The 25,958-nt window shown below is 65.2% G+C and carries 18 protein-coding genes, 4 tRNA genes, 1 rRNA gene and 1 pseudogene; 7 read left to right on the top strand and 17 right to left on the bottom strand.

Annotated elements, in window-relative coordinates; all coding sequences use genetic code 11:
* Positions 1-292: 292 nt before the first annotated feature.
* Together BJL86_RS04030 and murA are read right to left on the bottom strand one after the other, a co-directional pair.
* A 16S ribosomal RNA gene (locus tag BJL86_RS04030) occupies positions 293-1,808 on the bottom strand.
* A gap of 677 nt (positions 1,809-2,485) precedes the next feature.
* The gene (murA, locus tag BJL86_RS04025) at positions 2,486-3,745 is read right to left on the bottom strand and encodes a UDP-N-acetylglucosamine 1-carboxyvinyltransferase (RefSeq protein WP_067476540.1); all 1,260 of its coding nucleotides are present in this window, start codon (positions 3,743-3,745) and stop codon (positions 2,486-2,488) included.
* Between the two features lie 84 nt (positions 3,746-3,829).
* Between murA and BJL86_RS04020 the strand changes: the two genes are divergently transcribed.
* Positions 3,830-4,411 (top strand): cob(I)yrinic acid a,c-diamide adenosyltransferase, encoded by a 582-nt coding sequence (locus tag BJL86_RS04020; protein ID WP_067476543.1) that lies wholly within the window; start codon positions 3,830-3,832, stop codon positions 4,409-4,411.
* 102 nt (positions 4,412-4,513) lie between these two features.
* On the opposite strand, the gene BJL86_RS04015 is transcribed toward BJL86_RS04020, so the two are convergent.
* From BJL86_RS04015 to BJL86_RS03980, 8 genes are all read right to left on the bottom strand, one after another.
* Positions 4,514-5,434, bottom strand: a complete 921-nt coding sequence (locus BJL86_RS04015) for a LuxR C-terminal-related transcriptional regulator (RefSeq protein ID WP_067476577.1) — start codon at positions 5,432-5,434, stop codon at positions 4,514-4,516.
* Between the two features lie 222 nt (positions 5,435-5,656).
* Complete coding sequence (locus BJL86_RS04010; protein ID WP_067476546.1) at positions 5,657-6,841, bottom strand: CobW family GTP-binding protein; 1,185 nt, start codon at positions 6,839-6,841, stop codon at positions 5,657-5,659.
* The gene (locus BJL86_RS04005) at positions 6,841-7,632 is read right to left on the bottom strand and encodes an enoyl-CoA hydratase-related protein (RefSeq protein WP_067476549.1); all 792 of its coding nucleotides are present in this window, start codon (positions 7,630-7,632) and stop codon (positions 6,841-6,843) included. The genes BJL86_RS04010 and BJL86_RS04005 overlap by 1 nt, the downstream gene beginning before the upstream one ends.
* Before the next feature lie 92 nt (positions 7,633-7,724).
* A complete protein-coding gene (locus BJL86_RS04000) occupies positions 7,725-10,979 on the bottom strand; it encodes an arabinosyltransferase domain-containing protein (protein WP_067476551.1) in 3,255 nt (1,084 codons plus the stop codon).
* A gap of 137 nt (positions 10,980-11,116) precedes the next feature.
* Positions 11,117-11,190: transfer RNA gene (locus BJL86_RS03995), tRNA-Phe, on the bottom strand.
* A gap of 31 nt (positions 11,191-11,221) precedes the next feature.
* Positions 11,222-11,295, bottom strand: a tRNA-Asp gene (locus tag BJL86_RS03990).
* 128 nt (positions 11,296-11,423) lie between these two features.
* Positions 11,424-12,092: a GOLPH3/VPS74 family protein gene (locus tag BJL86_RS03985; RefSeq protein WP_067476554.1), complete on the bottom strand. Its 669-nt coding sequence runs from the start codon at positions 12,090-12,092 to the stop codon at positions 11,424-11,426.
* A 154-nt stretch (positions 12,093-12,246) separates the two neighbouring features.
* Positions 12,247-12,319: transfer RNA gene (locus BJL86_RS03980), tRNA-Glu, on the bottom strand.
* Between the two features lie 182 nt (positions 12,320-12,501).
* On the opposite strand from BJL86_RS03980, the gene BJL86_RS03975 reads away from it, so the two are divergent.
* A tRNA-Lys gene (locus BJL86_RS03975) sits at positions 12,502-12,577 on the top strand.
* Between the two features lie 110 nt (positions 12,578-12,687).
* The gene (locus BJL86_RS03970; protein WP_067476578.1) at positions 12,688-13,899 is read left to right on the top strand and encodes an NADH:flavin oxidoreductase; all 1,212 of its coding nucleotides are present in this window, start codon (positions 12,688-12,690) and stop codon (positions 13,897-13,899) included.
* Here BJL86_RS03970 and BJL86_RS03965 read toward each other — a convergent pair.
* The gene (locus tag BJL86_RS03965; protein WP_231887261.1) at positions 13,896-15,629 is read right to left on the bottom strand and encodes an AMP-binding protein; all 1,734 of its coding nucleotides are present in this window, start codon (positions 15,627-15,629) and stop codon (positions 13,896-13,898) included. The two genes, BJL86_RS03970 and BJL86_RS03965, sit on opposite strands and share 4 nt — an antisense overlap.
* A 69-nt stretch (positions 15,630-15,698) precedes the next feature.
* On the opposite strand from BJL86_RS03965, the gene dusB reads away from it, so the two are divergent.
* Entirely contained in the window at positions 15,699-16,925 is a 1,227-nt protein-coding gene (dusB, locus tag BJL86_RS03960) for a tRNA dihydrouridine synthase DusB (RefSeq protein WP_067476584.1), read from the top strand.
* Between the two features lie 127 nt (positions 16,926-17,052).
* The gene (gene phoU / locus BJL86_RS03955) at positions 17,053-17,814 is read left to right on the top strand and encodes a phosphate signaling complex protein PhoU (protein ID WP_067476557.1); all 762 of its coding nucleotides are present in this window, start codon (positions 17,053-17,055) and stop codon (positions 17,812-17,814) included.
* 179 nt (positions 17,815-17,993) lie between these two features.
* Here the strand turns inward: phoU and pstB are convergent, their stop codons facing one another.
* The 6 genes and pseudogenes from pstB to BJL86_RS03925 all read right to left on the bottom strand — a co-directional run.
* Entirely contained in the window at positions 17,994-18,770 is a 777-nt protein-coding gene (gene pstB / locus BJL86_RS03950) for a phosphate ABC transporter ATP-binding protein PstB (protein ID WP_067476560.1), read from the bottom strand.
* 12 nt (positions 18,771-18,782) lie between these two features.
* Positions 18,783-19,706: a phosphate ABC transporter permease PstA gene (gene pstA / locus BJL86_RS03945; RefSeq protein ID WP_067476563.1), complete on the bottom strand. Its 924-nt coding sequence runs from the start codon at positions 19,704-19,706 to the stop codon at positions 18,783-18,785.
* Entirely contained in the window at positions 19,706-20,776 is a 1,071-nt protein-coding gene (gene pstC, locus BJL86_RS03940) for a phosphate ABC transporter permease subunit PstC (protein ID WP_082908632.1), read from the bottom strand. The genes pstA and pstC overlap by 1 nt, the downstream gene beginning before the upstream one ends.
* Before the next feature lie 100 nt (positions 20,777-20,876).
* On the bottom strand, positions 20,877-21,980 hold the full coding sequence (pstS, locus tag BJL86_RS03935) for a phosphate ABC transporter substrate-binding protein PstS (RefSeq protein WP_156515390.1): 1,104 nt from the start codon (positions 21,978-21,980) through the stop codon (positions 20,877-20,879).
* Between the two features lie 335 nt (positions 21,981-22,315).
* The gene (gene mshD / locus BJL86_RS03930) at positions 22,316-23,308 is read right to left on the bottom strand and encodes a mycothiol synthase (protein ID WP_067476568.1); all 993 of its coding nucleotides are present in this window, start codon (positions 23,306-23,308) and stop codon (positions 22,316-22,318) included.
* Between the two features lie 57 nt (positions 23,309-23,365).
* Positions 23,366-24,016: pseudogene (locus tag BJL86_RS03925) on the bottom strand (winged helix-turn-helix domain-containing protein); the annotation flags it as partial.
* Between the two features lie 182 nt (positions 24,017-24,198).
* Between BJL86_RS03925 and BJL86_RS03920 the strand changes: the two are divergent.
* On the top strand, positions 24,199-25,071 hold the full coding sequence (locus BJL86_RS03920) for a hypothetical protein (protein WP_156515391.1): 873 nt from the start codon (positions 24,199-24,201) through the stop codon (positions 25,069-25,071).
* Between the two features lie 18 nt (positions 25,072-25,089).
* On the top strand, positions 25,090-25,926 hold the full coding sequence (locus BJL86_RS03915; protein WP_067476572.1) for a sulfurtransferase: 837 nt from the start codon (positions 25,090-25,092) through the stop codon (positions 25,924-25,926).
* The last annotated feature ends 32 nt before the right edge of the window (positions 25,927-25,958 follow it).

Genomic DNA, 25,958 nt, shown 5'->3' with positions numbered 1-25,958 from the left:
CAGGCTGAATCAATGATGCCAACGAGACAAACCACACAAACACCCACAAAAGGGCCATTCATGCAGGTGGTGTCTCAGACACCCAACAGCGCATCCATGCACACAACCGATCACTGTGTACGCGTTCCTCAACGCGACACACGAAACGAACCGTGTTACGTGATAAGTGTTCCACCCAAGGCCACCACAAAGGGCCACGCGATGAGCACGCGTGAAACCACCACCAACACCACACGGCGTCAGATGGTATGGCCAATAAATTCAAGAACGATCTTGAAAAAGATCTCCTTAGAAAGGAGGTGATCCAGCCGCACCTTCCGGTACGGCTACCTTGTTACGACTTCGTCCCAATCGCCGATCCCACCTTCGACGGCTCCCCCCACAAGGGTTAGGCCACCGGCTTCGGGTGTTACCGACTCTCATGACGTGACGGGCGGTGTGTACAAGGCCCGGGAACGTATTCACCGCAGCATTGCTGATCTGCGATTACTAGCGACTCCGACTTCATGGGGTCGAGTTGCAGACCCCAATCCGAACTGAGACCGGCTTTAAGAGATTCGCTCCACTTTACAGTATCGCAGCCCTCTGTACCGGCCATTGTAGCATGTGTGAAGCCCTGGACATAAGGGGCATGATGATTTGACGTCATCCCCACCTTCCTCCGAGTTGACCCCGGCAGTCTCTCACGAGTCCCCAACCGAATTGCTGGCAACATGAGACAAGGGTTGCGCTCGTTGCGGGACTTAACCCAACATCTCACGACACGAGCTGACGACAACCATGCACCACCTGTATACAAGCCACAAGGGAAACGACATCTCTGCCGTCGTCCTGTATATGTCAAGCCCAGGTAAGGTTCTTCGCGTTGCATCGAATTAATCCACATGCTCCGCCGCTTGTGCGGGCCCCCGTCAATTCCTTTGAGTTTTAGCCTTGCGGCCGTACTCCCCAGGCGGGGCGCTTAATGCGTTAGCTGCGGCACGGATCCCGTGGAAGGAAACCCACACCTAGCGCCCACCGTTTACGGCATGGACTACCAGGGTATCTAATCCTGTTCGCTACCCATGCTTTCGCTCCTCAGCGTCAGTTACTACCCAGAGACCCGCCTTCGCCACCGGTGTTCCTCCTGATATCTGCGCATTTCACCGCTACACCAGGAATTCCAGTCTCCCCTGTAGTACTCAAGTCTGCCCGTATCGCCTGCACGCCCACAGTTAAGCTGTAGGATTTCACAGACGACGCGACAAACCGCCTACGAGCTCTTTACGCCCAGTAATTCCGGACAACGCTCGCACCCTACGTATTACCGCGGCTGCTGGCACGTAGTTGGCCGGTGCTTCTTCTGCAGGTACCGTCACTTGCGCTTCGTCCCTGCCGAAAGAGGTTTACAATCCGAAGACCGTCATCCCTCACGCGGCGTCGCTGCATCAGGCTTGCGCCCATTGTGCAATATTCCCCACTGCTGCCTCCCGTAGGAGTCTGGGCCGTGTCTCAGTCCCAATGTGGCCGATCACCCTCTCAGGCCGGCTACCCGTCGTCGCCTTGGTAGGCCATTACCCCACCAACAAGCTGATAGGCCGCGGGCACATCCTGCACCGAAAAACTTTCCAACAACCACCATGCGGCAGAAGCTGAATATCCGGTATTAGACCCAGTTTCCCAGGCTTATCCCGAAGTGCAGGGCAGATTACCCACGTGTTACTCACCCGTTCGCCACTCGTGTACCCCGAAGGGCCTTACCGTTCGACTTGCATGTGTTAAGCACGCCGCCAGCGTTCGTCCTGAGCCAGGATCAAACTCTCCATAAAAGCTCTAAACCATATAGAAAGAGCAAACCCTAACCAAAAAACAAACCAAAACTGGCCTGTATAAAAAACGTCACCCCCCGCTAAACGAGGAAAAACAGGAGATGACAACCAAAAAAATAATTTGGCACTATCACTACATAGACACACTGTTGAGTTCTCAAACACCACCCAGAAACACAATCAACCAACAAAACCGCTGGCCAACCCGCATTCCCGGCCGCCGCAACCTCCCGGAAGCAACTCCCCCAGCCTAGCTCATCCGATCGGAGTTACGCAAACCGTTTCTCCGTCGGCGAGTCGGACTGAATAGTCGGCTCCCGTTTGTGTGGCGAGAAGGACCCGATCCCTTCTGGAATCTCGCCCCGCTCCCTTGCGGCCTCAACTAAGTTACACACTTCCAAACAACAAGCCAAATCGCCTGGTCACACAGATATTCGCGTTCTCGGAGAAGGGCGCGGAATCACCGCTCCCCAGAGGGGCTAAGGCCTCGTGGGCGGAGGGTGCGCGGGGCCTCCGGCGTCATAAATGACGAAAGTGGCAGGGTAAAAACCCTGCCACCTGCAAGAACATAGTGAGTGCGGCGAACAGCCGGGGCGGCCCGCTGTGAAAGTGCAGTTCGACAGTGACTGCACTGGGGCAGTTCACCCCGACGACACCTTCGTCGCGGCCCGAGGTTGCTATTCGGTGTCCTCGCGGCGAATTATCCCGCCGAGGCTGCGCACATTCTCGACGAACGCCGGATAACCCCGGTCGATATGGTGCACCTCGCACACCTCGGACTCACCGTCCGCGCACATCGCGGCGAGGACCAGGCCGGCGCCGGCGCGAATATCGGACGCCCACACCGTCGCCGAGTCGAGCCGTGCGCGACCGACGATTCGCGCGTGATGACCATCGGTCTCCGCGTCCACACCCATCCGCACCATCTCCTCGACGAATCGGAAGCGGGACTCGAAGATGTTCTCGGTGACCACGCTCATCCCCTCGGAGACCGCGGCGAGGGCGATCGCCATCGGTTGGAGGTCGGTGGGAAAACCGGGATACGGCATCGTCTGCGTGTGAATGGACTGCGGACGCCCCTCCTGCACCACTCGGATGCGGTTCTCCCCCACTTCGATTTCCGCGCCTACTCCCCGGAGGCGCTCGAGGGGAACGTGTACATGCATGGGGTCCACTCCCGTGATGGTGACGTCGCCGCGCGTCATCAGCGAGGCGAACACCCACGTCGCCGCGACGATCCGGTCGCCGATCACCCGATGCGAGACCGGCGAGAGCGAATCGACGCCCTCGATCTCGATGACGTTGGTTCCGGCACCGGAGATCTTCGCACCCATTTCGGAGAGCAGATCGCAGATATCGATGATCTCCGGCTCGCGCGCAGCGTTATATAGGACGGATTTCCCTTCGGCGAGAACCGCAGCGGTGACAAAGGTTTCCGTGGCACCCACCGACGGAAAACTGAGCTTGTACTCGGAGCCGACGAGCTTCTCGGCGCGTGCCACGACCCGGCCATGGTCCATATGCGTCTCCGCGCCGAGATGATTCAGCCCGCGCTGGTGCATATCGAGTGGGCGGTTACCGATCGCATCGCCACCGGGCATAGCGACTACCGCGCCACCGGTGCGCCCCACGAGCGGACCGAGGACACACACCGAGGCGCGCAGCTTCTGCACCGACTTATCGGTCGCCTCATTCGAGATCTCCTCGGGCGTATCGATCGTCACGACATCGCCCGACACCTCGACCTCACAGCCGAGGAGGCGGAGGACCTTCGCCATCGCCGGAACGTCGGCGATGTCCGGGCAGTTCGTCAGCGTCGTGCGGCCCGGCGCCATGAGCGCCACCGCCATCAATTTGAGAACACTGTTCTTCGCGCCGGTGACCGGGATCTCGCCGGCCAGCCGCACCCCGCCCTGTACGAAAAAGCTTTGAGACATTTGCCCTGCAGCGCTACTCACGCTGTACACACTATTAGAAATCGTGGCCCCGTCGCGATCTCGGGCGCGGGTATCGTCCTAGACATGGCTGTTCATCTGACACGCATCTACACCCGTACCGGCGACGACGGCACGACCGGACTGTCGAATTTCGAGCGCGTGGCCAAGGACGATGCCCGGCTGACCGCGTACGCAGACTGCGACGAAACCGGTGCGGCGATCGGCATCGCCGTGGCCACCGGCGACCCCGATCCGGGGATTCGCGATCGTCTCCTCGCCGTGCAGAACGACCTCTTCGACGCCGGCGCGGACCTGTCGACACCGGTCGAGGCCGAGCCGAAGTACCCGCCGTTGCGCATCACGCCGGAGTACATCACGAGGATCGAGGGTTGGATCGACGAGTACAACGATTCCCTCGAACCGCTGAATTCCTTCATCCTCGCCGGGGGCACCCCGCTCGCCGCACACCTCCATCTCGCCCGCACGGTGTGCCGCCGCGCCGAGCGCAGCGCCTGGACCGCGGCGCGCGAGAATCCCGAGACGACCTCGGCGCTGCCGGCAAAGTATCTCAATCGGCTCTCGGATCTCCTGTTCGTCCTGTGCCGCGTCGCCAACGACGGCGAGGATGTTCTCTGGTCCCCCGGCGGCAACCGCACCAAGGAATAACATCCGGAAATGACGGCGGAGGGGCGAAGATCTCACTAGCTGGATCTTCGCCCCTCGTCGTTCTCGAACCCGAGGCGCGGTGGGCGCGCCTCGCGCCCCGACCTACGGAAGCGCGCCGATGCGACGGGCTGCGTTGACCGCCTCGTACCGAGTGTGCGCGTCGAGCTTGCGCATCGCCGAGCGCAGGTAGCTCTTCACGGTCTCGGCGCCGATACCCATGATCTGGCCGGTCTCGATATTGGTCTTGCCCTGAGCGACGCAGGCGAGCACGTCGAGCTCGCGGCGCGCGAGCTTCGCCGCCGTCACCGACGAGGTCGGCGCTACGAGGTCCGCGGCGATCGACTCGAGTTCCATCCGCGTCAACGGATCCTCGGTGCGCGAGGACAGCACGCGGAGCTTGGCGTGGGTTTCGCGCATCCGCTCGTGGATGAGTGCCGCATCGAACTCCGAGGAGGACGAGCCGGCATCGGGCGAATCCGCCCCCAGCGAGCTGGGGACCGCGCGGACAGAGCCCGTGCGGCCGGCACCGCCGCCGTCCAGCGCGTCGGCGACAGCGAGGTGCTGCTCGAGGCGGCGGCCGACCGACGTCATCTCCGCGAGCGCCTTCTCACCGAAGCGGACATTGGTTCGCATTGCGACATAGAGCACTGCGCGAACCGAGTCACCGACGATCGCCGGGATGGCGGCGAGGGAACGAATGCCTTCCTGCCGCGCGAGGTCGTCGTACTCGTGACTGATTACGCCCGAGCGCAAGTACTCTGTGACACCGAATGGCTTGCCCGTGGAGACGACGCGGCCACCGACACCACTGCCGGGCTGCACCTCGACATTGAGGTCCTTGATAGAGCTGAATCCGATGGACTCGCAGAGGTGGAGCACCTTGCTATCGGTGACGTAGCCACCGAAGACGATCAACACCCCGGTGTTCTTCCGGAGGTCTTCAAGAGCAGCCCGCACGGCTGCGCGGTCCCGATCCTTCCGGGCTCGTGCGCCTGCGGACAGGCCGGTTCGCGTATCACTCATTGCGACTCCCTCGAAACACTTCCGACCCGAGATGGCGAGATTTTCAACCACCGGCGGAAGGCCCTTCGGTACCCACTATAGGGGGAGGACTACCCCCGCACAAAACATCGGGTTGACGTGTGGCAATTTTTCTTATGTTTGCCTCATGCCACTCCGATAATGCCCCCACATATAGATAGATCCGGAAACAAAAGCGCAGCTTATTGCTTAGCGTTGCCTAAGTCAGGGGGTGTTTGCGGGATCCTGAGAGTCCGGGTCCTCGGGATCAGAAAGCATCGTCGCTGCTCCGGTGACGGGGGTGGCGCGATCGTCGTCGTAAATCCACCCCTCGGTGTCCGTCGCGGACTCCGGTGCGACGAGGTAGGGCTCCAGCACGAGCGAGTCCTCGTGGCGGACGTGTTCGGTCGGGCCCAGTTGCGCAGCGTCGAAGGAGCCCTCTGTGTCCCCTGGCAGATCGATTCCGATGACGACGACCTGCGTGGAATCGCCCGCCTCGCTTCGTCCCCGGGAACGCACATCGAGCATGTCGCCGACTTTGCTCATCTCGTAGGTCCAGCGGCCGTCTTCGGCGGCGAGGACGATCGTGCCCTTCACGCGGAAGACGCCATCGGGCAGTGCGGAGACTGCATGCAGGAATCGGCGCGGGTGAAGCGGCCGCTCTGGGGCGAGGACGCACGAGGAGTACGCATCGTGGATGTGTCCGTGTTCGTGTTCGTGTTCGTGTGCGCCGTGTCCATCACCCGGGTGGTCCACGCTCCCCCGGGCTGCGCCGCCCTGCGTGCCGGCGCCGAACAGAAGGCGCATGTCGACGTGCCCGCGTACCGCACTTGTGAGCGGCGTGCGCGGGGCCTGTCCGCGCAGGAACTCGCGGACCTCTGCGTATGCGTCCGCGTCGAGCAGATCGGTCTTGGTCAGCACCAGAAGATCCGAAATCGACAGGTGCCTGGCCAGCTGTGGGTGGCGCTCGATCGTCGAGCGCACGTGCACGCCGTCGACGACGTTGACGAGCCCGCCGTAGGAGATCAGGTCACGCGGCTGCCGGCGCACGAGCGTCGCGAGGACCTCGGGCTCGGCCAGCCCCGACGCCTCGATGACGACCAGGTCGAGGCCGTGCTCGGGGGCCGCGAGGTCCGCAAGTGCCGTGTCGATCTCGGTGATATCGATCTCGCAACACATGCAGCCGCCGGCGAGTGAGATCGTCGAATCCACCCGCCCCGCGACCGACAGCGCGTCGACCTCTACCGCGCCGAAATCATTGACTACCGCCGCGACCCGCAGCCCGGAGAGCCCGGAGAGCAGGTAGTTGAACAGTGTGGTCTTGCCGGCGCCGAGAAACCCGGTGAGCACGAGCACCTCGAGCGGGTCACCGGGCTCCCTGGCGGTCGGCGACCACGCGTCCTGGGGCACTAGCGATCCCACTTCGGCTCGCGCTTTTCGTTGAACGCCGTCATACCTTCCTTGTGGTCTGGCGTGCCGAACATGGCGTAGAAGTTCGCCTGTTCGTATTCGAGCCCCTCGGCGAGCGTGGTCTGCAGCGCTCTGGCGGTAACCCGTTTCGCAACCATCGCCGAGTACTTCGACTTCGAAGCGATGGTCTCGGCGACCTTCGTGGCCTCGGCGAGCAAGTCGTCGGTGGGCACGATGCGCGATACGAGCCCCGCGCGCTCGGCCTCCTCTGCGCCGATGGTGCGCCCGGTGAGAATCATGTCCATCGCCTTGTACTGCCCGACCGCGCGGGTCAGTCGCTGGGAACCGCCCATACCGGGGATGACGCCGAGGTTGATCTCCGGCTGGCCGAACTTGGCATTATCTGCGGCGATAATGATGTCGCACATCATCGCGACCTCGCAGCCGCCGCCGAGCGCGTAGCCGGACACCGCGGCGATGAGTGGCGTGCGCGCACGAGTGAGTCGCGACCAGTTTCCCATGAAATCCTCGGTGAATGTCCCCGGGTATTCGAGCTCGGCCATCTCGGCGATGTCTGCGCCCGCGGCGAACGCCTTCTTCGACCCGGTGACGATGATCGCGCCGATACCCGGATCGACGTCGAGCGCCTCGACGGCCTCGGCCATCTCGCGCTGCACCGTGGTGTTGAGCGCGTTGAGCTTGTCTGGGCGGTTGATCGTGACGGTCGCGACCCTTCCGTTCACCTCGACGAGGATGGTCTCGAAGGTCCGCTCCTGGGCGCTGTTCGACATCGCATTTCCTTTCGTTGCGGCGCGCCGGCGCATTCTGACGCGCGCCGGCCGCCGCCCGTTGGCCGGGAAGTGGTAGGGCCGATACTAGGCGCTTACTTCGCCAATGGTCCGCCATCCCACAGACCCGACCGCGTGACCTCGCCGAAGTCGACCTCGGCGGGCTCGGCCTCGGGCACCAGCGGGGTGTAGCGCACGAGCGAACCCCAGTCCCTGTCCCAGTCGTTGTCGAGGTACGTCGGAACGGTCTCGCCTTCCTGGGTGAGCTCGATAAAGCCGAGCGGACCGCCGCCGTCCCAGCCCTGCCAATTGTCCGTGACCGCAGCGAGGCCGCGGTCCGGGAGGATGCGGTACTCGGGCAGCTCGTGCACGCCCGCGAATTCCTCGAAGGGACGCACGCATGGGACATGGAACGCGACCGCCCAATCGGGTAGCACCGGCGCGGTGTCGCCCACGAGCTCCTGCATGGTCTCGGTGACCGGGATACGCGGAGGTGTGAGGGCGATCCACCAGTCGGGGTCGGCGTTGTTGTCCTCTGCGACCACGCGGACCGCAGTTGCCTCCGGCGGGATCTTGTCGAACGGCACACGAAGGTTCCGCCACGACGGCGCCGGGCCGACGTCGATGGGCGAGACCTCGCCCGCGGCTTCCGCCTCCGGCCCTGCGTCCGGTTCGGTGGTGTACTCGATGTGGACGGCCTTCTTCGAGAACTGCCCGGCCGCCGCGATGGACAGAAGCGGGCCACGCTCGGCGGGAGCGGGGAGCTCGTACCAGCCGGTTTCCATCGAACCGGAGATCTGGACCGCGCCGGACTGATACGAGCCGAGGACCGGTGTGGTCTCGGGATCGAGACCGAACGGAAGCTTGGTGCGCGAACCGTTGATGCCCTCGACCGCGGACGTACCGCCACCGGTACCGGCGGTCGTCGTCGTGTCGTCCCGGGACTCCTCGGTCCGCGGCCCGCCCGTGCTTTCGTCCGCGTCTTCGCTCGAGGACAGGTCGCTGGGAATGCCATTCGGCGTAAAGGCATCCGCTTCGTTCGACGCTTCGAGGCCCTCTCCGGGCTCTCCTGCGACCGGCGTCAGCATGCCCTGGTTGGGATCCGGTTCGGCGAGTACCGCATCGGCGATGCCGCATTCCTCGCCCTGGATGCCGCGCCAGTTCTGCTGGGCGACCGAATAGCCCGGCGATTGGACGCGCACCGCGTAGAACATCGAGGCGACAATGACGAGCACGACGAAACCGGCGGCGAGGCCGAGCGGGGCCTGCGACACCTCGCGAACGAGCGACCTGAATTTGCCCTGCGGCTCGGGCGACGGATCGCTCGGTGCGATGAACGCCTCGCGATAATGCAGGAACAGCGCCGCGGCGAGCGTGAGGAACATCAGGCCGAAGAAGACCTTGTACAGCTCGATGCCGGCGATCGTCGGCGCCATGCCGCCCCACGGGATGCCGTAGATCGAGATGTACCACCAGCCGTTCGGCGCTGTGAAGCTCAGCGCCAACACGAAGAATACGGCGGCGAAGAACAGCGCACGGTTGCGCAGCGATCTCGTCGCCGCGGGCAAGATCGCCAGGGTGACCAGAGCACCCAACAACGCCCCGATCGACGCGAACGCGCCGAAATGGTGAGTCCATTTCGTCGGGTTGAACGCCATGAACGCGATCGAGAGCACCGCGAGTCCGAGGATTCGGCGACTCGGACCGAGCGCGACGCCGGGGATCCGCGCCTTACGGAACAAGATGATCCCGCACACGACGAGCGCGAGCAGCAGCGCGAGCATCGCGAAGCGGCGCGCGAGCGAGCCGTCGGGGTCCGGCTGGAGCAGCCACTGGTAGCGCCAGTACTCCTCGTACCACTCCCCCTTCGGCCCGACCTGGCCGAGCAGCGAAGAGGACTGCAGCGTCCCCTTGAGTGGCTGGTCGAGGAAGATGAGATGCAGCACCGCGAGACCCGCGGCGCCGAGCGGCGCGATCGTCGCGAGCCACCCGTCCCGTTTCGCGCGGCGCACGATGAGCACGAGCAGCGGCCTGGAGGCCGCGATGATCGCGGCGATACAGAACGTCCCCGTCGGCGCGGCGGACAAGGTGAGGGCGCCTGCGATGAATGCGAATGCGGCGGGTAGCAGTCTGCCGGTGGCCAGCGCTCGCTCGAGCGACACCCATGTGGCGATGACGCCGAACGCCACGATCGGCTCGGGGCGGATGCCATTGTTGTACGTCAGCCAGAAGGCGAGGAACACGGCGGCGGCCGTCCATCGCACCGCCGCATGATTGCGCGCGGCGACGCCGAGACGCGGAATCACCTCACGGGAGATGAGGAACCAGGTGGCAAAGCCGAGCAGTAGCGTCGGCAGGCGTAACCACACGCTGGCCAGCGTGAACTGGCTGATGAACGTGTAGATGTAATACGGCATCCCGAAAGGCGCATACGGGGCGCCGAAGTAGCGGAACACCTCCGGCATGTATCCCGACGACACCGCGGAGCGCGCCTCGGTAAGGATGTAGCCGTCATCGGAAGTGTTCGCGCCGATGAAGTGCCACAGCAGCAACGTGGCCATGACGAGCAGATCGAGCGGACGCGGCTTCCACCAGCCCTTCGGCGCGAAGCGTCTCGCCCGGCGCCCATCGCGCATGTCGAGCCTGTGCAGGGCGACGAGCGAGGCCATCACCATCGCTATGCCCAGCACGATCGCGATCTTCTTGAGCAGCGTCGGATCGGTCGTGTAGCGTGAGTCGACCTCGACGTCGACAGCGAGCCCCTCGGGCACGCTCCCCTGCAGGTCCGAATAGATGCCGACGACCTGCGGGCGCACGTCGTCCTGCGTCGATCCGGCGTACGGCTCACCATCGTCGTTCTGCATCCCGACAAACTCGGCAACTGTGAGATTCGCGTCCGAATGCACCCGGATCTGCGAACACGCACTGCCCGTGACGTCGGAGAGCGGAGCCGTCGCAATGAGCGCGTTGCGCGTACGCACCTCGACCTGGGACCCGGCGACGGCCACGGACAGACCGCGAGCGCTCGCGTCCTGGGCCTCCGCCGGGGCGGTCGATACGAGGACGTTGCCCTCGGAGTCTTCGAGCTCGCCGACCGCCGAGCACGGCACGGTGATGTCGATGTTCTGCGGGTAGTACGCGACGAGCGGGAGCGTCACGGGATTGACGTCCTCGTCCTGTGGCCACGACACGTTCGACGTGGTCTGCAGGACCGGCAGCATTGGAACGACGATGGCCAGAAGGATCCCGATGAGCCCAAAGGCGGCCGCTACGTAACCGGTTACTTTCGAATGCCCCTTTTGGGCCGGGTCGGCAGCGATGAGGCCGCCCCGTCTCGGGTTTTTTGGCATGCCCTACAGGTTACGTGCCACAGCTCGGCGGTTCGAAAGCGCCTCGCGCGTGTTCGGCGCTTGAAATCGTCAACATTTTCTCGCCCGGAAACGCAAAAACCCGGCGGTTTCTACCGCCGGGCTGATGCATGAAGTTGTGGCCAGGGCCGGGATCGAACCGGCGACCTTCCGCTTTTCAGGCGGACGCTCGTACCAACTGAGCTACCTGGCCGGAAGATCCCAGGTGAACCCGGAACCTTTTGCGACCCTGACGGGACTTGAACCCGCGACCTCCGCCGTGACAGGGCGGCGCGCTAACCAACTGCGCCACAGGGCCGTGCTGCTTGCGTCGGACCGTTTCCGGACCGGGCGTTTCGCACGGATTAGAACTTTAGGCCACGGCTTCATAAAAACACAAATCGCCAGCAAAAGACAGGGATTGACGGCGTTGACGTCCCCGCCTGGCTACCCCGACGAGGTCACGACGCCGATCATCACGGGAGTCATCACCGCGGTCACCAGCATGTCGATCGCCCGCTTGATCGCCGGCCCGATGTCGCCGCGGGTTTCCAGCGACTCGATGGCACCCTTCACTTCCTTCCGCGACATCCCGCGCACCTCGTCGCGCAGAATCCGGTGGACGGTCGATGTCCCCTTGAGGATGGAAAGCTGCACGGCATCGGCCGGAGTCGGCTCTCCGCCACGCAACACGTGCGCGAGTCGCGCCCGCAGCTGCTGTTCGGGCAACGGGTTCGACACCGGGTACTTAGGCCTCACGAGGCCACCGAACCTCGCACCCACGAGGCCGAGGATCCCGGCGTCGTGCAACGCACGGCCTGTGCGCTCCTCGAGCTTCAGCGAACGCACGCCCAACAGCTGCGACAGCTTGACCTGCTTCCCCTTGTCGGCGATTCGCTCGTGGAGATATTCGAGCACCGCGTCGTGAGCCGGGTGACCGACCGGGCGCGAGTCGAGCAACGAGATACGCGGGTCCTTGCGCCCGTCGAGTTCCACGCGTTGCGCGAGGATCAGGTCGGCGACGGTAGCGCCGGTCACCGCGAACTGGCGGTACTGCGCGAACACGCCGCCGGAGTCGGCGGTGTACAACAGAAAGATTTCGTCGGCGATCATCATGCCTGCAACGTTACGAGCGCTTTCGCCGCCCCGGATCCCCCTCGAGGCGGGTGTTCCGCGGCTGTTCCCGCTGCCGGTCCGTCTGACGACGGAGGTGCGCAGAATGCGCAAAACCCCGGGTCGCAGCGTGCCTGCTCCCGGGGCTTTCCAGGTGTACCCCCTACGGGATTCGAACCCGCGCTACCGGCGTGAAAGGCCGGCGTCCTAGGCCGCTAGACGAAGGGGGCGCGCCACGTCCGGCGAAACGCCGGTCAGCAGCGGGAGTAAGTCTAAACGACGAATGCGTGACTTTCCCAACCGCCTGCCAAACTCGCCGGATTTACCGGAGCTCCCCGACCTTGGTTTCCCTCCACCGGCGGGCCCGGATCCCGTGTTTGGCTGCTCGAATCCGGAATGTATTGTGTTTTGTGCCCCTATAGCTCAGTTGGTAGAGCTACGGACTTTTAATCCGCAGGTCGCCGGTTCGAGCCCGGCTGGGGGCACCACTTTCCCACTCCCGACGGGCCGGTATCGGCGTCCGAACCGCTCCGGGGAGAATCGGAACATCTCGGGCGATTCACCGCCCCGCAGCGACGTGCTCGCTACGGTCATCCACATGAATGACGCGTCTTCCGTCCACAATCGGCCCGACGTCTTCTCGCCCGCGACGATCGGCCCGGCGCGGTTGCGCAACCGGATCATCAAATCCGCGACATTCGAGGGTCGCACCCCACGCGGGCGCATCACGGACGAGCTCATCGAGTTCCACACCGAATACGCCCGCGGCGGCGTCGGCATGACCACCGTCGCCTACCTCGCCACCTCTCCCGAGGGCCGCACCGATCGACATTGTTTCCACTGGGGGTTGCCCGATGACGGCGGCCTGCGCGCTCTCACCGACGCCGTCCACCGCGAGGGTGCGGCGGTCAGCGCGCAGATCGGGCACGCGGGCGCGGTGGCGAATTCACGTTCCACGGGACGTACCGCCCTGTCGCCGTCCCGGTTCGTCGCCCCGCAGGCGGTCGCGCCCACCAAGGCGTGCACCACGGACGACATCGCGCGGATCACCTCCGACCACGCACGAGCAGCGCGGGGCGCGTTGGAAACCGGATTCGATGCGATCGAGGTCCATTTCGGACACAACTACCTCGTCTCCGAATTCCTCTCGCCTCGCCTCAATCGCCGGCGCGACGGATACGGCGGAACGCTGGCCAATCGCGCCCGATTCGCGCGGGAGATCGGACGCGCCATCCGCGACGAGGTCGGCGACCGAATAGGGATCATCGTCAAGCTCAATATGGACGACGGTGTCCGGGGCGGCTTCTGGCTCGATGAGGCCGTGCAGGTCGCACGCTGGATCGAAGAGGACGGCAGCGCCGACGCCCTGGAAATGACGGTCGGCAGCTCGCTCCTCAACCCCATCTACCTGTTCAAGGGCGAAGCACCGGTGGACGAATTCGCAAGGAGCCAGCCGCCCGCGATCCGCGCCGGGATGAAGCTGGTCGGGCGGCGGATGTTCAAGGAGTATCCGTACACGGACGCATACATGTATGACGCCGCGCGTCAGATCCGCGAGGCCGTCTCGCTCCCGATGATCCTCCTCGGAGGCATCGTCGATCGTGCCTCCATGGACCTCGCGATGGCCGGCGGATTCGAGTTCGTCGCCATGGGGCGAGGCCTGCTGCGAGAGCCGGACCTGCCGCGACGATTGCGCGCCGACCCCGCCGGACGCTCACTGTGCGTGCACTGCAACCGCTGCATGGCGACGATCTATTCGGGTTCGCGCTGCGTACTCCGCGAGGGAGGACCGCCCACGACGTGCCGCTAGTACCCCGCCGGCGAGCGATTGTGGCGCGCGTAGTCGTCGCGAAGCGCGCGGGCGGCGTCGGCGTCCATGCGAACGCATCGCCCGCCGTCATGCACGAAGACCGGATCGTCGACGAGCCAGGACTCGCGGCGCAACACCGGTTTGGCGATCTTTCGCGTCGCCGTCGTCGGCATGGCCTCGACCAGTCGGATGAATCGCGGGCGCCACAATCGGCCGAGGTCGGGTTGCGCGCCGAGGAACTCGGCGAAGGCGTCCGCATCGAACTCGTGGCCGGGCAGCATCTGGAGGGCGGCCATCACGGCGTCGCCGGTGCGTGGATCCGGCACCGGATACACCGCTACGACGACGGCTCCGGGGAACCGGGAGAGGATGCGCTCGACGGGCGCGGCGGAGAAGTTCTCCGAGTTCACGCGCAGCCTGTCCCCCGCGCGCCCCGCGAAGTAGAGGAATCCCTCGGCGTCGGTGTAGCCGAGATCGCCGGTGCGATACGCATCGCCCGAGACGCGCTCGGCGCTCGCCTCAGGATTCTTGTAGTAGCCCTCGAACAATCGCGCGCCGGTGCGATTGACGATATCCCCTATGGCTTCGCCCGGATTCGTGATCGCGCCGTCGGAGTCGAATCGCGCGGGAGGGCACTCCTCACCTCCTGGGCCGAGGATCGCGATGTCCATGTGATCCCCGGAGCGGCCCAGCGCATCTGGCGGGGTGTCCGGAGTGCGCTGGATGACGGCGCCGCCCTCGGAGGAGCCGTATGCCTCCGACGGGGCGACGCCGAATCGCCGCTCGAACTCGGCGCGATCATGGGCGGAGGCCTCGGTACCGAAGACGATGCGCAAACGCGTATCGCGCTCGAGCTCCGAGTCCGGGACGGCGAGGATGTAGGCGAGAGAACGGCCTACGTAGTTCGCGAAGGTCGCGCCGAAGGACCGTACGTCGCCGAGGAAGTGGCGGGCGGAGAATCGTTCTCGCATCGAGAACGCGCACCCGACCGACACGCACGGCGCGAACACACCCATGATCGCGTTGCCGTGGAACAGCGGCATCGCCGAGTACGCCACATCGTCCGGCACGAGCCCGCGGAAGTTGACCTGGCCGAGCATCGCCATGCGGCCGGTGCTGCAAATGACCGCCTTCGGCGCGCCCGTGGACCCCGAGGTGAACATCAGAGACAGGTACGTGCCCTCGTCGCGTCCGGCTTCGGTGAACTCGCCTTCGGGGTCCGTGGCCGCGCTCGCGTGAGACTCGAGCGCTCGCCGGTAGGCAGCGGAGCCGATCTCGATCGGCGCCCTCGCAAGGCCCAGGTCACGGGCCGGGTCCAGGTCAGAAAGAAGCTCGAGCCCCGTCGCCGAAACGAGGAGTACATCGCAGTCCACGCCGCGGATATCCGCCGCCAGCTCCGCTCCCCTACGCGTCGGGTTCACCCCGATTATCGTGACGCCGGACAATGCCGCTCCTCCGAGGAGGAAGAGGTACTCGGGGACGTTGTCGGCGAGCACACCGACGTGCAGGGTTTGGTGCCGTGGGTGCTCGCGCGCACCGATTCTCGTGCCCGCCTCACGCGCGTAGCGCCCGAGCAGCGCGGCGCGGACGGCGCATTCGCGGACGAACTCGTCCCACGTCCAGCGTTTCCGCTCGAAAAGCAACCCGGGCCGATGGTCGCCGAGCCGGGCGAGAAGCATGTCACCGAACGTCGGATGGCTCATCTGGTGCCCGGGATTGAAGTCCGCCATGCCGGCCCACGCTAGCCCGGTCCGCCCGCCATTTGGCGCGTATGCACGCTGCGCGGAACAATGGATGCCATGACCGCGACTGACGTGAAGGATCCCGCCCCCGCCGTCACCACGATCGATGGTGGCGCGCCGGGGCGGTCCTCCGCTCTGCGTATCGGCCCCTTCGATCTCGCGTCCCCTGTGGTGCTCGCCCCCATGGCCGGGGTCACCAACGTCGCGTTTCGCACGCTGTGCCGCGAGCTCGAGCGCGCCTCGCAGGGTTCGGTCGCCGGGTTGTACGTGTGTGAGATGATCACCGCCCGTGCGCTCGTGGAGCGCCATGACACGGCGATGCACCTCGCGACCTTCGCTCCCGACGAGTCCCCTCGGTCGATGCAGCTCTACACCGTCGACCCCGAATACACTTATCGCGCGGCGAAGATGATCGTCGACGAGGATATGGCCGACCACATCGATATCAACTTCGGCTGCCCGGTGCCGAAGGTGACTCGAAAGGGTGGCGGTTCGGCGATCCCGTTCAAGCGGAAGCTGTTCCGCTCGATCGTCGCGGCCGCCGTCCGCGCCACCGACGGCACCGATATCCCGGTGACGGTGAAGATGCGCGTCGGAATCGACGACGAGCACCACACGCACCTCGACGCGGGCCGGATCGCGGTAGAAGAGGGCGCGGCCGCCGTCGCGCTGCACGGCCGCACGGCGTCACAGCGCTATTCCGGGGAGGCCGACTGGACGCAGATCGCGCGCCTGGTCGAGCACATCAGGGCGCTCGGCTCGGACGTTCCCGTACTCGGCAACGGAGACATTTTCTCCGCTGACGACGCGGTGCGGATGGTCGACGAGACCGGCTGCGATGGCGTCGTGATCGGACGTGGTTGCCTTGGTCGGCCGTGGCTCTTCGCCGAGCTTTCGGCGAAGCTCGCGGGCCGCCCCGCCCCGGCACCGCCGAACCTCGGCGAGGTCGCCGACATCATGTACCGCCACGGCGAGCTGCTGGCCGCGTTCCATGGCGAAGACAAGGGAATGCGCGAGATCCGCAAGCACATCGCCTGGTACCTGCGCGGCTTTCCTGCGGGTTCGGAAATGCGAGTGGACCTTGCGAAGGTGTCGGCGCTATCGGACCTGCGGGCGCTGCTCGACCGGCTCCCCGCCGACGAACCGTTCCCCGCCGACGGTTACGGGCCGCGTGGACGCCAGGGATCCCCCGGCAAGGTGCTCCTCCCCGAGGGCTGGCTCGACGATCCCGAGGACGATTCCGTGGCGCTCCCGGGCGCCGAGGTCGAGAACTCGGGCGGCTAGTCGACGCATTCCTCTCCCCTCCTTCGGGCGGTTCTAGGCCCGAAATGCCAAGCCGCCTCGGCACGTTCACGCAGCATTTACCCTTATTTAAGGCGCTTTGTCCTTGGGGAAAGTAGTATTTCCTAACATGCGCGAAGGATTTACTACACAGCTGACCGAACTGGCGGCCTCGATGGCCAACATGTGCTCGGTCGCCACGGACCTTATGGAAGAGGCCACCTACAGCCTCCTGCAGGCAGATCTCGCCGCCGCCGAGAAGGTGATGTCCAGCGAGCAGGTCCTGTCTTCACAGTCCCGGGCAACCGAGGAGAGCGCCTATTCGCTGCTCGCTCTCCAGGCCCCGGTGGCTTCGGATCTTCGTCAGGTCGTGTCGTCGATCCAGGCGATTCAGGACATCAACCGCATGGGCGCACTCGCTTTGCACGTCGCGAAGATCTCGCGCCGCCGCCACCCGGAGAAAGCCATCCCGGAGCCGCTGTCCGGCTACTTCGCCGAGATGGGCCGCGTCGCCGTCAATCTCGGTCGCGCCGCGACCGAGGTGATGATGACCCGCGACCTCACCCAGGCGGCGAGCTTGTCGGAGCAGGACGATGCGATCGACGATCTGCGCCGCCACCTGTTCACTCTCCTCACCGTGCGCGAGTGGGACCACGGCGTCGCCGCGGCCGTCGACGTCACGCTGCTCGGCCGCTACTTCGAGCGTTTCTCCGACCACGCGGTCGAGGTAGCCGAGCGGGTCATCTTCCTCACGACCGGCCAGCTTCCCAACTCGTCGGTCAACCAGGAGGTCTCCCCCAACGACGACGCTCCGAAGGAAGAAATCGTCGCCGAGTTCGAGCGTCGCCAGAAGGAGCTCGAGGAGCGCCTGCGCGACAGCGGCACCATTTAGATCCCACATTCGGCGGCTCGCGCCGCACCCAATCCCAAAGGCCGGGACCCGATCCAGGGTCCCGGCCTTCGTCATGAGTACCTCCGGCAGGTGAACCGCGCCAATCACGGCAGCGAAAAAGGGCCGCGGCCACGCGCCTTGCGCGACCGGGACCCTCTTGCCTACGAGCGGCAGGCTGCTTAGCCGAATCGGCCGGCGATGTAGTCCTCGGTCTCCTTGAGATCCGGGTTCGAGAAGATCTTCTCGGTCGGGTTGATCTCGACGAGATGACCGGGCTTACCCGTGGCCTCGAGGTTGAAGAAAGCGGTCTGGTCGGACACACGCGCGGCCTGCTGCATGTTGTGCGTGACGATGACGATCGTGTAGTCCGTCTTCAGCTCGCTGATGAGGTCCTCGACGGCGAGCGTCGAGATCGGGTCGAGCGCCGAACACGGCTCGTCCATGAGCAGCACGGCGGGCTCCACGGCGATCGCGCGGGAGATGCACAGACGCTGCTGCTGACCACCGGACAGGCCGCCGCCCGGCTTGTCGAGGCGGTCCTTGACCTCGTCCCAGAGGTTGGCGCCGCGCAGCGACTTCTCGCAGACCTCGTCTAGCTTGGACTTGCTGCGCACGCCCTGCAGTCGGAGACCGGCCACGACGTTCTCGCGGATGGACATCGTCGGGAACGGGTTCGGCCGCTGGAACACCATGCCGATGGTGCGGCGCACGGCTACGGGGTCCACGTCCTTGCCATTGATGTCGACGCCGTCGAGGAGAATCTTGCCCTTGGTATAGGCACCCGGGATTTCCTCGTGCATACGGTTGATGGTGCGCAGAACGGTGGACTTGCCACAGCCCGACGGACCGATGAAGGCGGTCACCGAGCGCGGCGCAACCGAGAGGTTAACGTCCTGCACGGCGTGGAAGTCGCCGTAGAAGATATTGAGTTTCTCGAGATCGAGACGCATTGCCATGGCTGGGTTTCCTTACTTCGAAGAGGTCTTGGGCTGCAGGGCCTTCGCGGCCGCTGTGGCCAAAATATTGGCGATGGCGATGAGGATGATGAGCGTAAGGGCCGCGCCCCACTGGCGTGCAACGCCGGTGTCGGTGGCGTTCGAGCGCTCGTTGTAGATGAGCAGCGGCAGCGAAGCCATGTTGCCGTCGAAGGCATCGTAGTTAGCCCGCGAGGAGTAGCCGACGAGCACGAGCACCGGGGCGGTCTCGCCCATGACGCGGGCGACCGCGAGGAAGATGCCGGAGATCATGCCCGACAGCGCGGTCGGGATAACAATGAACACGATCGTCTTCCATCGCGGAACACCGAGTGCCAACGAGGCCTCACGCAACTCGTCCGGGACCAGCTTGAGCATTTCCTCCGTGGAGCGGATGACGAGCGGAAGCATGAGCAGAACGAGAGCCAGCGCGACGGCGAAGCCGCTCTTGCGCATGCCGAACGTCGTCATCCACACGCCGAAGATGAAGATCGCCGCGACGATCGAGGGGACGCCGGCGAGGACGTCGACCATGAAGGTGGTCGGCTTGGCAAGCTTCGATTCGGAGAACTCGACGAGCATGATGCCTGCGAGGACACCGAGCGGGATGGCGATGACGGAGGCCATCAGCACCTGCACGACGGAACCGTAGATGGCGTGGAGCACGCCACCTGCCAACTCGTTGTTACCGACGCCGCGAAGGTCTTCGGTCCACCACGCGAGGTCGAGAATGACCGGGAAACCGTCGACGATCACCTTGTACAGGAGCGCGACGAGCGGAACGAGGGCGACGAAGAAGCTCAGGGTGAACAGAACTGTCGCCACATTGTTCTTGACCTTGCGGCCACCTGCGGTCGGAATGAAGACGTTCTCCGGCTTGGCCGGCTGAGAAAGTTTATCGGTAGTGGTAGTCGACATTATCCGTTGACCTTTCCGCCGGCGAACGCGCGAGCGATGCCGTTGACGACGAACGTGAGGATGAACAAGACCAGGCCGGCGGCGATGTACGCGCCCGTCGAGATCGGGTCGTTGAACTCCGCAGCGCCGGCGGCGATCTTCGAAGCGAAGGTCGAGCCACCATCGAACAGCGAGTAGTTGGTCAGGCGCTGGATTTCCTGGGTGGCCGCGGGGGTCGCACCGAGAATCATGAGGACGGCGATGGTCTCACCGAGCGCGCGGCCGAGCGCGAGCATCGAACCGGCGATGATTCCGGACTTGGCGTACGGGAAGCACGTCATCCGGATCTTTTCCCAGCGGGTCGCGCCGAGCGCCATCGCCGCTTCCTGCTGCAGGCCGGGGGTCTGGCGGATCGTTTCGCGCGACATCGAGGTGATGATCGGAAGAATCATCACGGCGAGAACGATTGACGCGGTGAACACGGTGTTGCCGATCAGCATGATGTTGCCGTCGCCGAAGAGGAAGATCCAACCGAGGTTGCGGTTGAGGAACTCGGCGAGCGGAGTGAGGAACGGCGCGAGAACGAGCACGCCCCACAAGCCGTAGATGATCGAGGGAACGGCGGCGAGCAGGTCGATCACGGTCGACAGGGCACGCGAGATGCTCGGCGGGGCGTACTGCACGAGGAACACCGCGATACCGACGGCGACGGGAACCGCGAGGAGTAGTGCGACGATCGAGCTCATCACCGTGACGACGAACATGTCGAAGATGCCGAATCGGAAGGATTCGGGGTCGGTACGGTGACCGTTGGTGTTCCACTCACCGCTGAGAAGGAAGTTGGCGTTGTTCATGCTCAACGCCTGCCAGCCCTGTACGGCGAGCACCACGGCGATCATCGCCACGAGGACGACCACGATCGCGGCGGCGATCTGGGTGCCCCAGCGGAACGTCGAGTCCTGTTTGCGGGAATCGTTCTTCCCAGAGCTCAGTGGCGACTTCGGGGCGCTTTTGGCGCCGCCTTTGCCTGCCGAATCCGAGTCTTTGGTCAGGGATTTCGAGCCACTGTCTACATCGTCGTGAACAGTCATCTGTCCTTCAATCCAAATTGGTATTTAAACGCGGGAAGTGCCGGGCAGCTTTTCTTGCGGCTGCCCGGCACCGGGTCACACGCAGCGTGGGTCCGCGAACCTACGCCTCGATGGCGTCGATAGCCGTGTCGAGCTTCTGGCGGAACTCCTCCGGAACCGGGATGTAGCCCTCGTCCTCGAGCTGAGCCTGAACGTCCTCGGACGCGGCAACCTTGAGGAACTGCTTCACGGCCTGGCCGGTCTCGACATCTTCGTACTTGGAGCACACGATCTCGTAGGTCGGCATGACGAGCGGGTAAGCGCCGGCCTCGGTGGGCTCGTAGAAGGATGCGGTGTCGATCGCGAGATCGTTGCCCTCCTCGTTGACCAGCTGGGCCGTGTCGATCGTCTTGCCGACGGTCTCGGCATTGAGCTCCACGCCCTCGTCCTCGCTGGCGCTCGTGGTGACGTTCGCGATGTCGAGGTTCTGGCCTGTGGCGAAAGACCACTCGGTGTAGGTGATCGCACCGTCGGCGTTGGCGATCGCCGAGGCGACGCCGTCGTTACCGTTCGCGCCCTGGCCGGTGCCGCCCTGGAAGGTCTTGCCGGCGCCGTTGCCCCAGGCATCGCCCGCTGCGGCGTCGAGGTACTTCTGGAAGTTGTCGGTGGTGCCCGACTCGTCCGAACGGAAGATCACGACGATGTCGGTGTCCGGGATGTCGACGCCCTCGTTGAGCTCGGCGATGGCCGGGTCATTCCACTTCTTGATCTCACCCTTGAAGATCTGGGCCATGACCTGCGGACTCAGCGTAAGCGGCTGATCGAGACCCTCGAGCTTGTAGGCAACCGCGATCGGGCCGAAAACCATCGGGAGGTTCCACGCCGGTGCGCCACATGCCTGCTCGGCCTGGGCGGCCTCCTCTTCCTTGAGCGGCGAGTCCGAACCGGCGAAGACGGACTGTCCACCGATGAACTCGGAGATGCCCGAGCCGGAACCGTTCGCGTTGTAGTCGAGCTGTCCGCCACACTGAGCGTCGAACTCGTTCGAGAAGACGTTCATCGCGTTGCGCTGCGAGGTCGCACCCGAAGCGGCAATCGTCGAGGTGACGTCGCACTCTTCGCCGTCAGCAGTGGTCGTCGACCCGCCGTCGTCACTGCAGGCAGCCAGGCCGATGGAAGCAACAGCAGCGATGCCGAGCAGTGCACCTACGCGCTTGGTATTCACGAACATTTCCTCCGTTTTGTTTTCGGTCTCTCGCGAGATGCTTGAGTCGCAGACCGTGGGCGTTTTCGCTTGACGATGGGCTCGCGCCGACGAACGTTTCCCTGCGCACCCCCCGAACGTTCGAAGACGTTCCAAGGCGCAGCGTTAGACGACAGATCACCATCACCGAATCAGTACGCTAAGCAAGCTTTAATAACGCGGCACAGACTGAAGTTGAACGGAAGGTAAATTCCCTGCTGGTCGCTGGAGAACGCTAATGTTCTCGCTGGTAGCAGGGGGAATATGAGCCTGAGGGTTCACCCCCACAAGCGATATGGATCACGCCCGAAAATGCGTCACGCCCCATCGGTGCCGTACATGACATCGCTTTTAGTGGTATGGAAACCGAGCTTTTCATATGCGCGCAGCGCGGAGGCGTTATCGCCCTCGACGTACAGTTCGATCTCGTCGATGCCGAGCCCCTCCAGGTAGGCGATACCCACGGCCGTGAGCAGCTGCCCGAGTCCGCGCCCCTGGGCGGACGGATCGACGCCGACCACGTAGACCTCACCGAGTGGGGGCTCCCCCGCCGCGACCGGCACGTTCTTCGTCCAGTGGAAACCGAGCAGGCGCAACGGCTCGCCTGGTTCGAGCGCCACGAAGAAACCCGCGGGATCAAACCATTCCACGCCCATCCGCTCGCGCAGCGTCTCCAACGACCAGCCGCCCTGCTCCGGGTGCCAGTCGAACGCGGCGTTGTTGACGCGCAGCACCGCCGAATCGACAGCGTCCGCGCCATACCGCGAGTAGGCTTCGTTGAGGTCGAGGACCTCGACATCCTCGCGCCCCTCAGGGGCGACGCCACCCGGATTCGCCCCGAAGGCGGAGACATCCGGCGCCTCGCCGCGCTTCCGCGTCATCACCAGCAGCTCGCGCACCTTGCCCATCGAGTGAGAAGCGGCGATCGCGGCGGCCTCCGGCCGGTCTCCGTGCGCCCAGAACGTCATTCGTGGATGACGTCGGAGCATCCAATCCACCAGGGCGGTCGCGATCCCGCGTCCCCGAAAACCGGGCGCCACGACGAATTCGACGACCTGCCCATCGTCGGAATCGGCGGCCTGGGCGTATCCGGCAAGACCGCCGTCATAAAGCGCGAGTACATGGGCGACGCCGGGAGCCGGACGCTCCAGCGCGAGCATGGGCTGCTCGCCCAGCGGCGCGACGCCGTCGCTCGCCTCGGCCTCGGCAGCGATGCGCCGCACCTCGCCAACCCGTGACGGGTCGAGGGAATTGACCTCGGTGATCTCGAGATCCTGCGGGTGCCGGTCGGGGTCGGTGGAAGAAGCCATATCCCAACAGTGCCCTCCGCGCGGCCGGTGCGCCAGGCGGGGTCGCCGAACTCGCTACGGCGAGACGGCCTTGTAGCCGACGTTACGCACGGTTCCGATGAGCGATTCGTTTTCGGAGCCGAGCTTCGCGCGCAAACGGCGCACGTGCACGTCGACGGTGCGGGTGCCGCCGAAGAAGTCGTACCCCCACACCTCGTGCAGGAGCTGTTCGCGGGTGAATACCCGTCCGGTGTGCTGGACGAGGTATTTGAGGAGCTCGAATTCCTTGTACGTGAGGTCGAGGGGACGCCCCTTGAGCCGGGCGACGTAGGTCTCCTCGTCGATCACCAGGTCGCCGAGCTGCAGCACGGTCCGTTCGGTCTCCGCGCTCGCCAGGTGCGCCGAGAGGAGGCGCAGCCGTGCGTCGAGCTCCGCGGGGCCGATCGCGGGCATGAGCAGCTCGAGGATCCCCCATTCGGAATTCACCGCGACGAGGCCGCCCTCGGACACGATCGCGACGACGGGCGCCTCCACTGCACCCGACAGCAATCGGCACAGCGTGCGGGCGGCAGCGAGCTCGGTGCGCGCGTCCACGAGCACCGCGTCGGCCTCGGCCGCCGCCATCACCGCCGTCGCGGTCGGCTCGGCCCGCTGGACGGTGTGCGCGAGCAGCCCCAGCGACGGGATCGCCTCGTCTACTTCCTCGTGCGACAGCAAAAGTAGTTCCACCGGCACCTCCCACATCGCTTCCGGATTTCGTCTCCCCGGCAGCGCGCCAATCCTTATGACTCCCCTGGCCCGGAAAGTGCTCGACGACGCCGTGCCCCAGGGGCCGCACCGCCGTGATGGGAAAAGTATACGCTGGGCCGATGGCACGGCCCGCGACGATCCCCGAAGGAGGCGAAGCCCCCTTGCCCCGCACAAAGCGCCCCGCCGGCCGCATCCTTCTCTTCGCCTTCTCGGTAGTAATGACGTCGATCCTGGCATTCGGCCTGGTCGGCATGTACCTCGCCGCACAAGGACAGTCGACGCTCGCTCACGCCATCCGCCCGGCTGCGTCCCCGCTCCCGCCGGTCCAGGTCAATGCCGCGCCCCGGTGGACGCTGCACCCCGGCGGGCGGGAGTGGACCGACCTGTCGATCCGCGCCCAGGAGGTACCCATGCAGGCAGACTCGACGGACGGTCGCTACGTGCCGTCGGGCGTCGCCACCGTCTACCTCGATGCCCGCGAGGGCCGCCTTGACGGCGACGAACTCGTCGTGTCCGACGGCACGGTGCGCGTCGAACTCGGGGCACAGGCGATCGGCACGCCACTCGGGCTGTGCAGTGCATTCCTCTCCGCGTTCGACGACGGCAGCCTCGTCGGCGCACCCGAGCAGCGCGCCCGAATCGCCGGACGGCTCCTCGCTCCGGAAGCGGCCGGGGACCCCGGCGCCGCCACGAACGCAGGGTCCTGCGTCGACGCCAGCGCCGCGTTCGCGTTGGATCTGCGGGCCGAGCGCGGGACGGCGTCCGCCGTCATCGCCGAACAGGACACCTCCGCCGCGGGGCGCAGGCTGTCCCAGCACGTTCCGGGCGCCGAGGACGGGTCCACCGACTGGCCGGGCGGTACCCCGTTGTCAGGCGACGCGCTGCGCTTCGACGCCGCGTCGATGCCACTTGGCCTGCCTCCGGAGCGGATCGAGGCGCGAGCGCACTCGCTGTGGCTCGAGGCCGAATTCGACGAGCTCCGTTTCTCCCCCCGCGAACTCTCGGGCGGGCTTACTTACAGCCCGCACCCATAGCGGGGCTAAACTGGCCCCATGCCACGATCAGATGTCCTTGTGACTACCGCGTGGATGTCCGAGCACCTGGGCGCCGCGGGCATCCACATCGTCGAGGTGGACGAGGACGCCGGCGCCTACGCCGCCCAGGGGCACCTGCCCGGGGCGATGGCGCTCGATTGGCGCACGGACCTGCAGTCCCAGGCCTCCAGAGACATCGTCGGCGCGGAGGAATTCGCCACACTCCTCGGGGCGCGGGGGATTGCGCCGGGAGACACGGTCGTGCTCTACGGCGGCAACCACAACTGGTTCGCGGCCTTCGGATATTGGCTGTTCAAGCTCTATGGGCACGCCGATGTGCGGATACTCGACGGCGGCCGGATGAAGTGGACGATGGAGGGCCGCCCGCTCACCGACGAGGTGCCGGAGCCGGCCGCCACCGACTACCCGGTCCCCGGCGTCGACGCCGAGATCCGCGCGCTTCGCTCCGATGTGCTCGACGGTCTCGATCACGACGTGCTCATCGACGTGCGCAGCGTCGACGAATTCACCGGGCGCCTCCTTGCGCCGCCGCACCTGCCGCAGGAGGGCGGGCAGCAGCGCGGCCACATCCCCGGAGCGCTGTCGATCCCGTGGAACCGCGCTGTGGCGCGCGACGGCACCTTCCGCAGCGACGAGGACCTTCGGCGCCTTTATGCGAAGCCGCTGCTCGCGGCCGAGGACGGCGCCCGCATCGTCACCTACTGCCGCATCGGCGAACGCTCCTCGCATACCTGGTTCGTACTACGCGAGCTCCTCGGAGTGTCCGGGGTCGCGAACTACGACGGTAGCTGGGTGGAATACGGATCACTCATCGGCGTTCCTGTGGAACGCTGATCGTAAGTTAGGATTGGACTCATGGTCCTGTT

The organism is Dietzia timorensis (assembly GCF_001659785.1).
GTDB classification, from domain to species: domain Bacteria; phylum Actinomycetota; class Actinomycetes; order Mycobacteriales; family Mycobacteriaceae; genus Dietzia; species Dietzia timorensis.
This window is presented reverse-complemented; position numbering and strand designations above follow the sequence as displayed.

Coding starts and splice junctions, on each gene's coding strand:
- BJL86_RS03915 (WP_067476572.1), top strand. CDS start 25,090: ATGCCACGATCAGATGTCCTTGTGACTACCGCGTGGATGTCCGAGCAC.
- pstB (WP_067476560.1), bottom strand. CDS start 18,770: ATGGCAATGCGTCTCGATCTCGAGAAACTCAATATCTTCTACGGCGAC.
- BJL86_RS04000 (WP_067476551.1), bottom strand. CDS start 10,979: ATGCCAAAAAACCCGAGACGGGGCGGCCTCATCGCTGCCGACCCGGCC.
- phoU (WP_067476557.1), top strand. CDS start 17,053: ATGCGCGAAGGATTTACTACACAGCTGACCGAACTGGCGGCCTCGATG.
- BJL86_RS04015 (WP_067476577.1), bottom strand. CDS start 5,434: ATGAGTGATACGCGAACCGGCCTGTCCGCAGGCGCACGAGCCCGGAAG.
- BJL86_RS04005 (WP_067476549.1), bottom strand. CDS start 7,632: ATGTCGAACAGCGCCCAGGAGCGGACCTTCGAGACCATCCTCGTCGAG.
- pstA (WP_067476563.1), bottom strand. CDS start 19,706: ATGTCGACTACCACTACCGATAAACTTTCTCAGCCGGCCAAGCCGGAG.
- BJL86_RS03985 (WP_067476554.1), bottom strand. CDS start 12,092: ATGATGATCGCCGACGAAATCTTTCTGTTGTACACCGCCGACTCCGGC.
- dusB (WP_067476584.1), top strand. CDS start 15,699: ATGACCGCGACTGACGTGAAGGATCCCGCCCCCGCCGTCACCACGATC.
- pstC (WP_082908632.1), bottom strand. CDS start 20,776: ATGACTGTTCACGACGATGTAGACAGTGGCTCGAAATCCCTGACCAAA.
- murA (WP_067476540.1), bottom strand. CDS start 3,745: ATGTCTCAAAGCTTTTTCGTACAGGGCGGGGTGCGGCTGGCCGGCGAG.
- BJL86_RS03965 (WP_231887261.1), bottom strand. CDS start 15,629: ATGGCGGACTTCAATCCCGGGCACCAGATGAGCCATCCGACGTTCGGT.
- mshD (WP_067476568.1), bottom strand. CDS start 23,308: ATGGCTTCTTCCACCGACCCCGACCGGCACCCGCAGGATCTCGAGATC.
- BJL86_RS03970 (WP_067476578.1), top strand. CDS start 12,688: ATGAATGACGCGTCTTCCGTCCACAATCGGCCCGACGTCTTCTCGCCC.
- BJL86_RS04020 (WP_067476543.1), top strand. CDS start 3,830: ATGGCTGTTCATCTGACACGCATCTACACCCGTACCGGCGACGACGGC.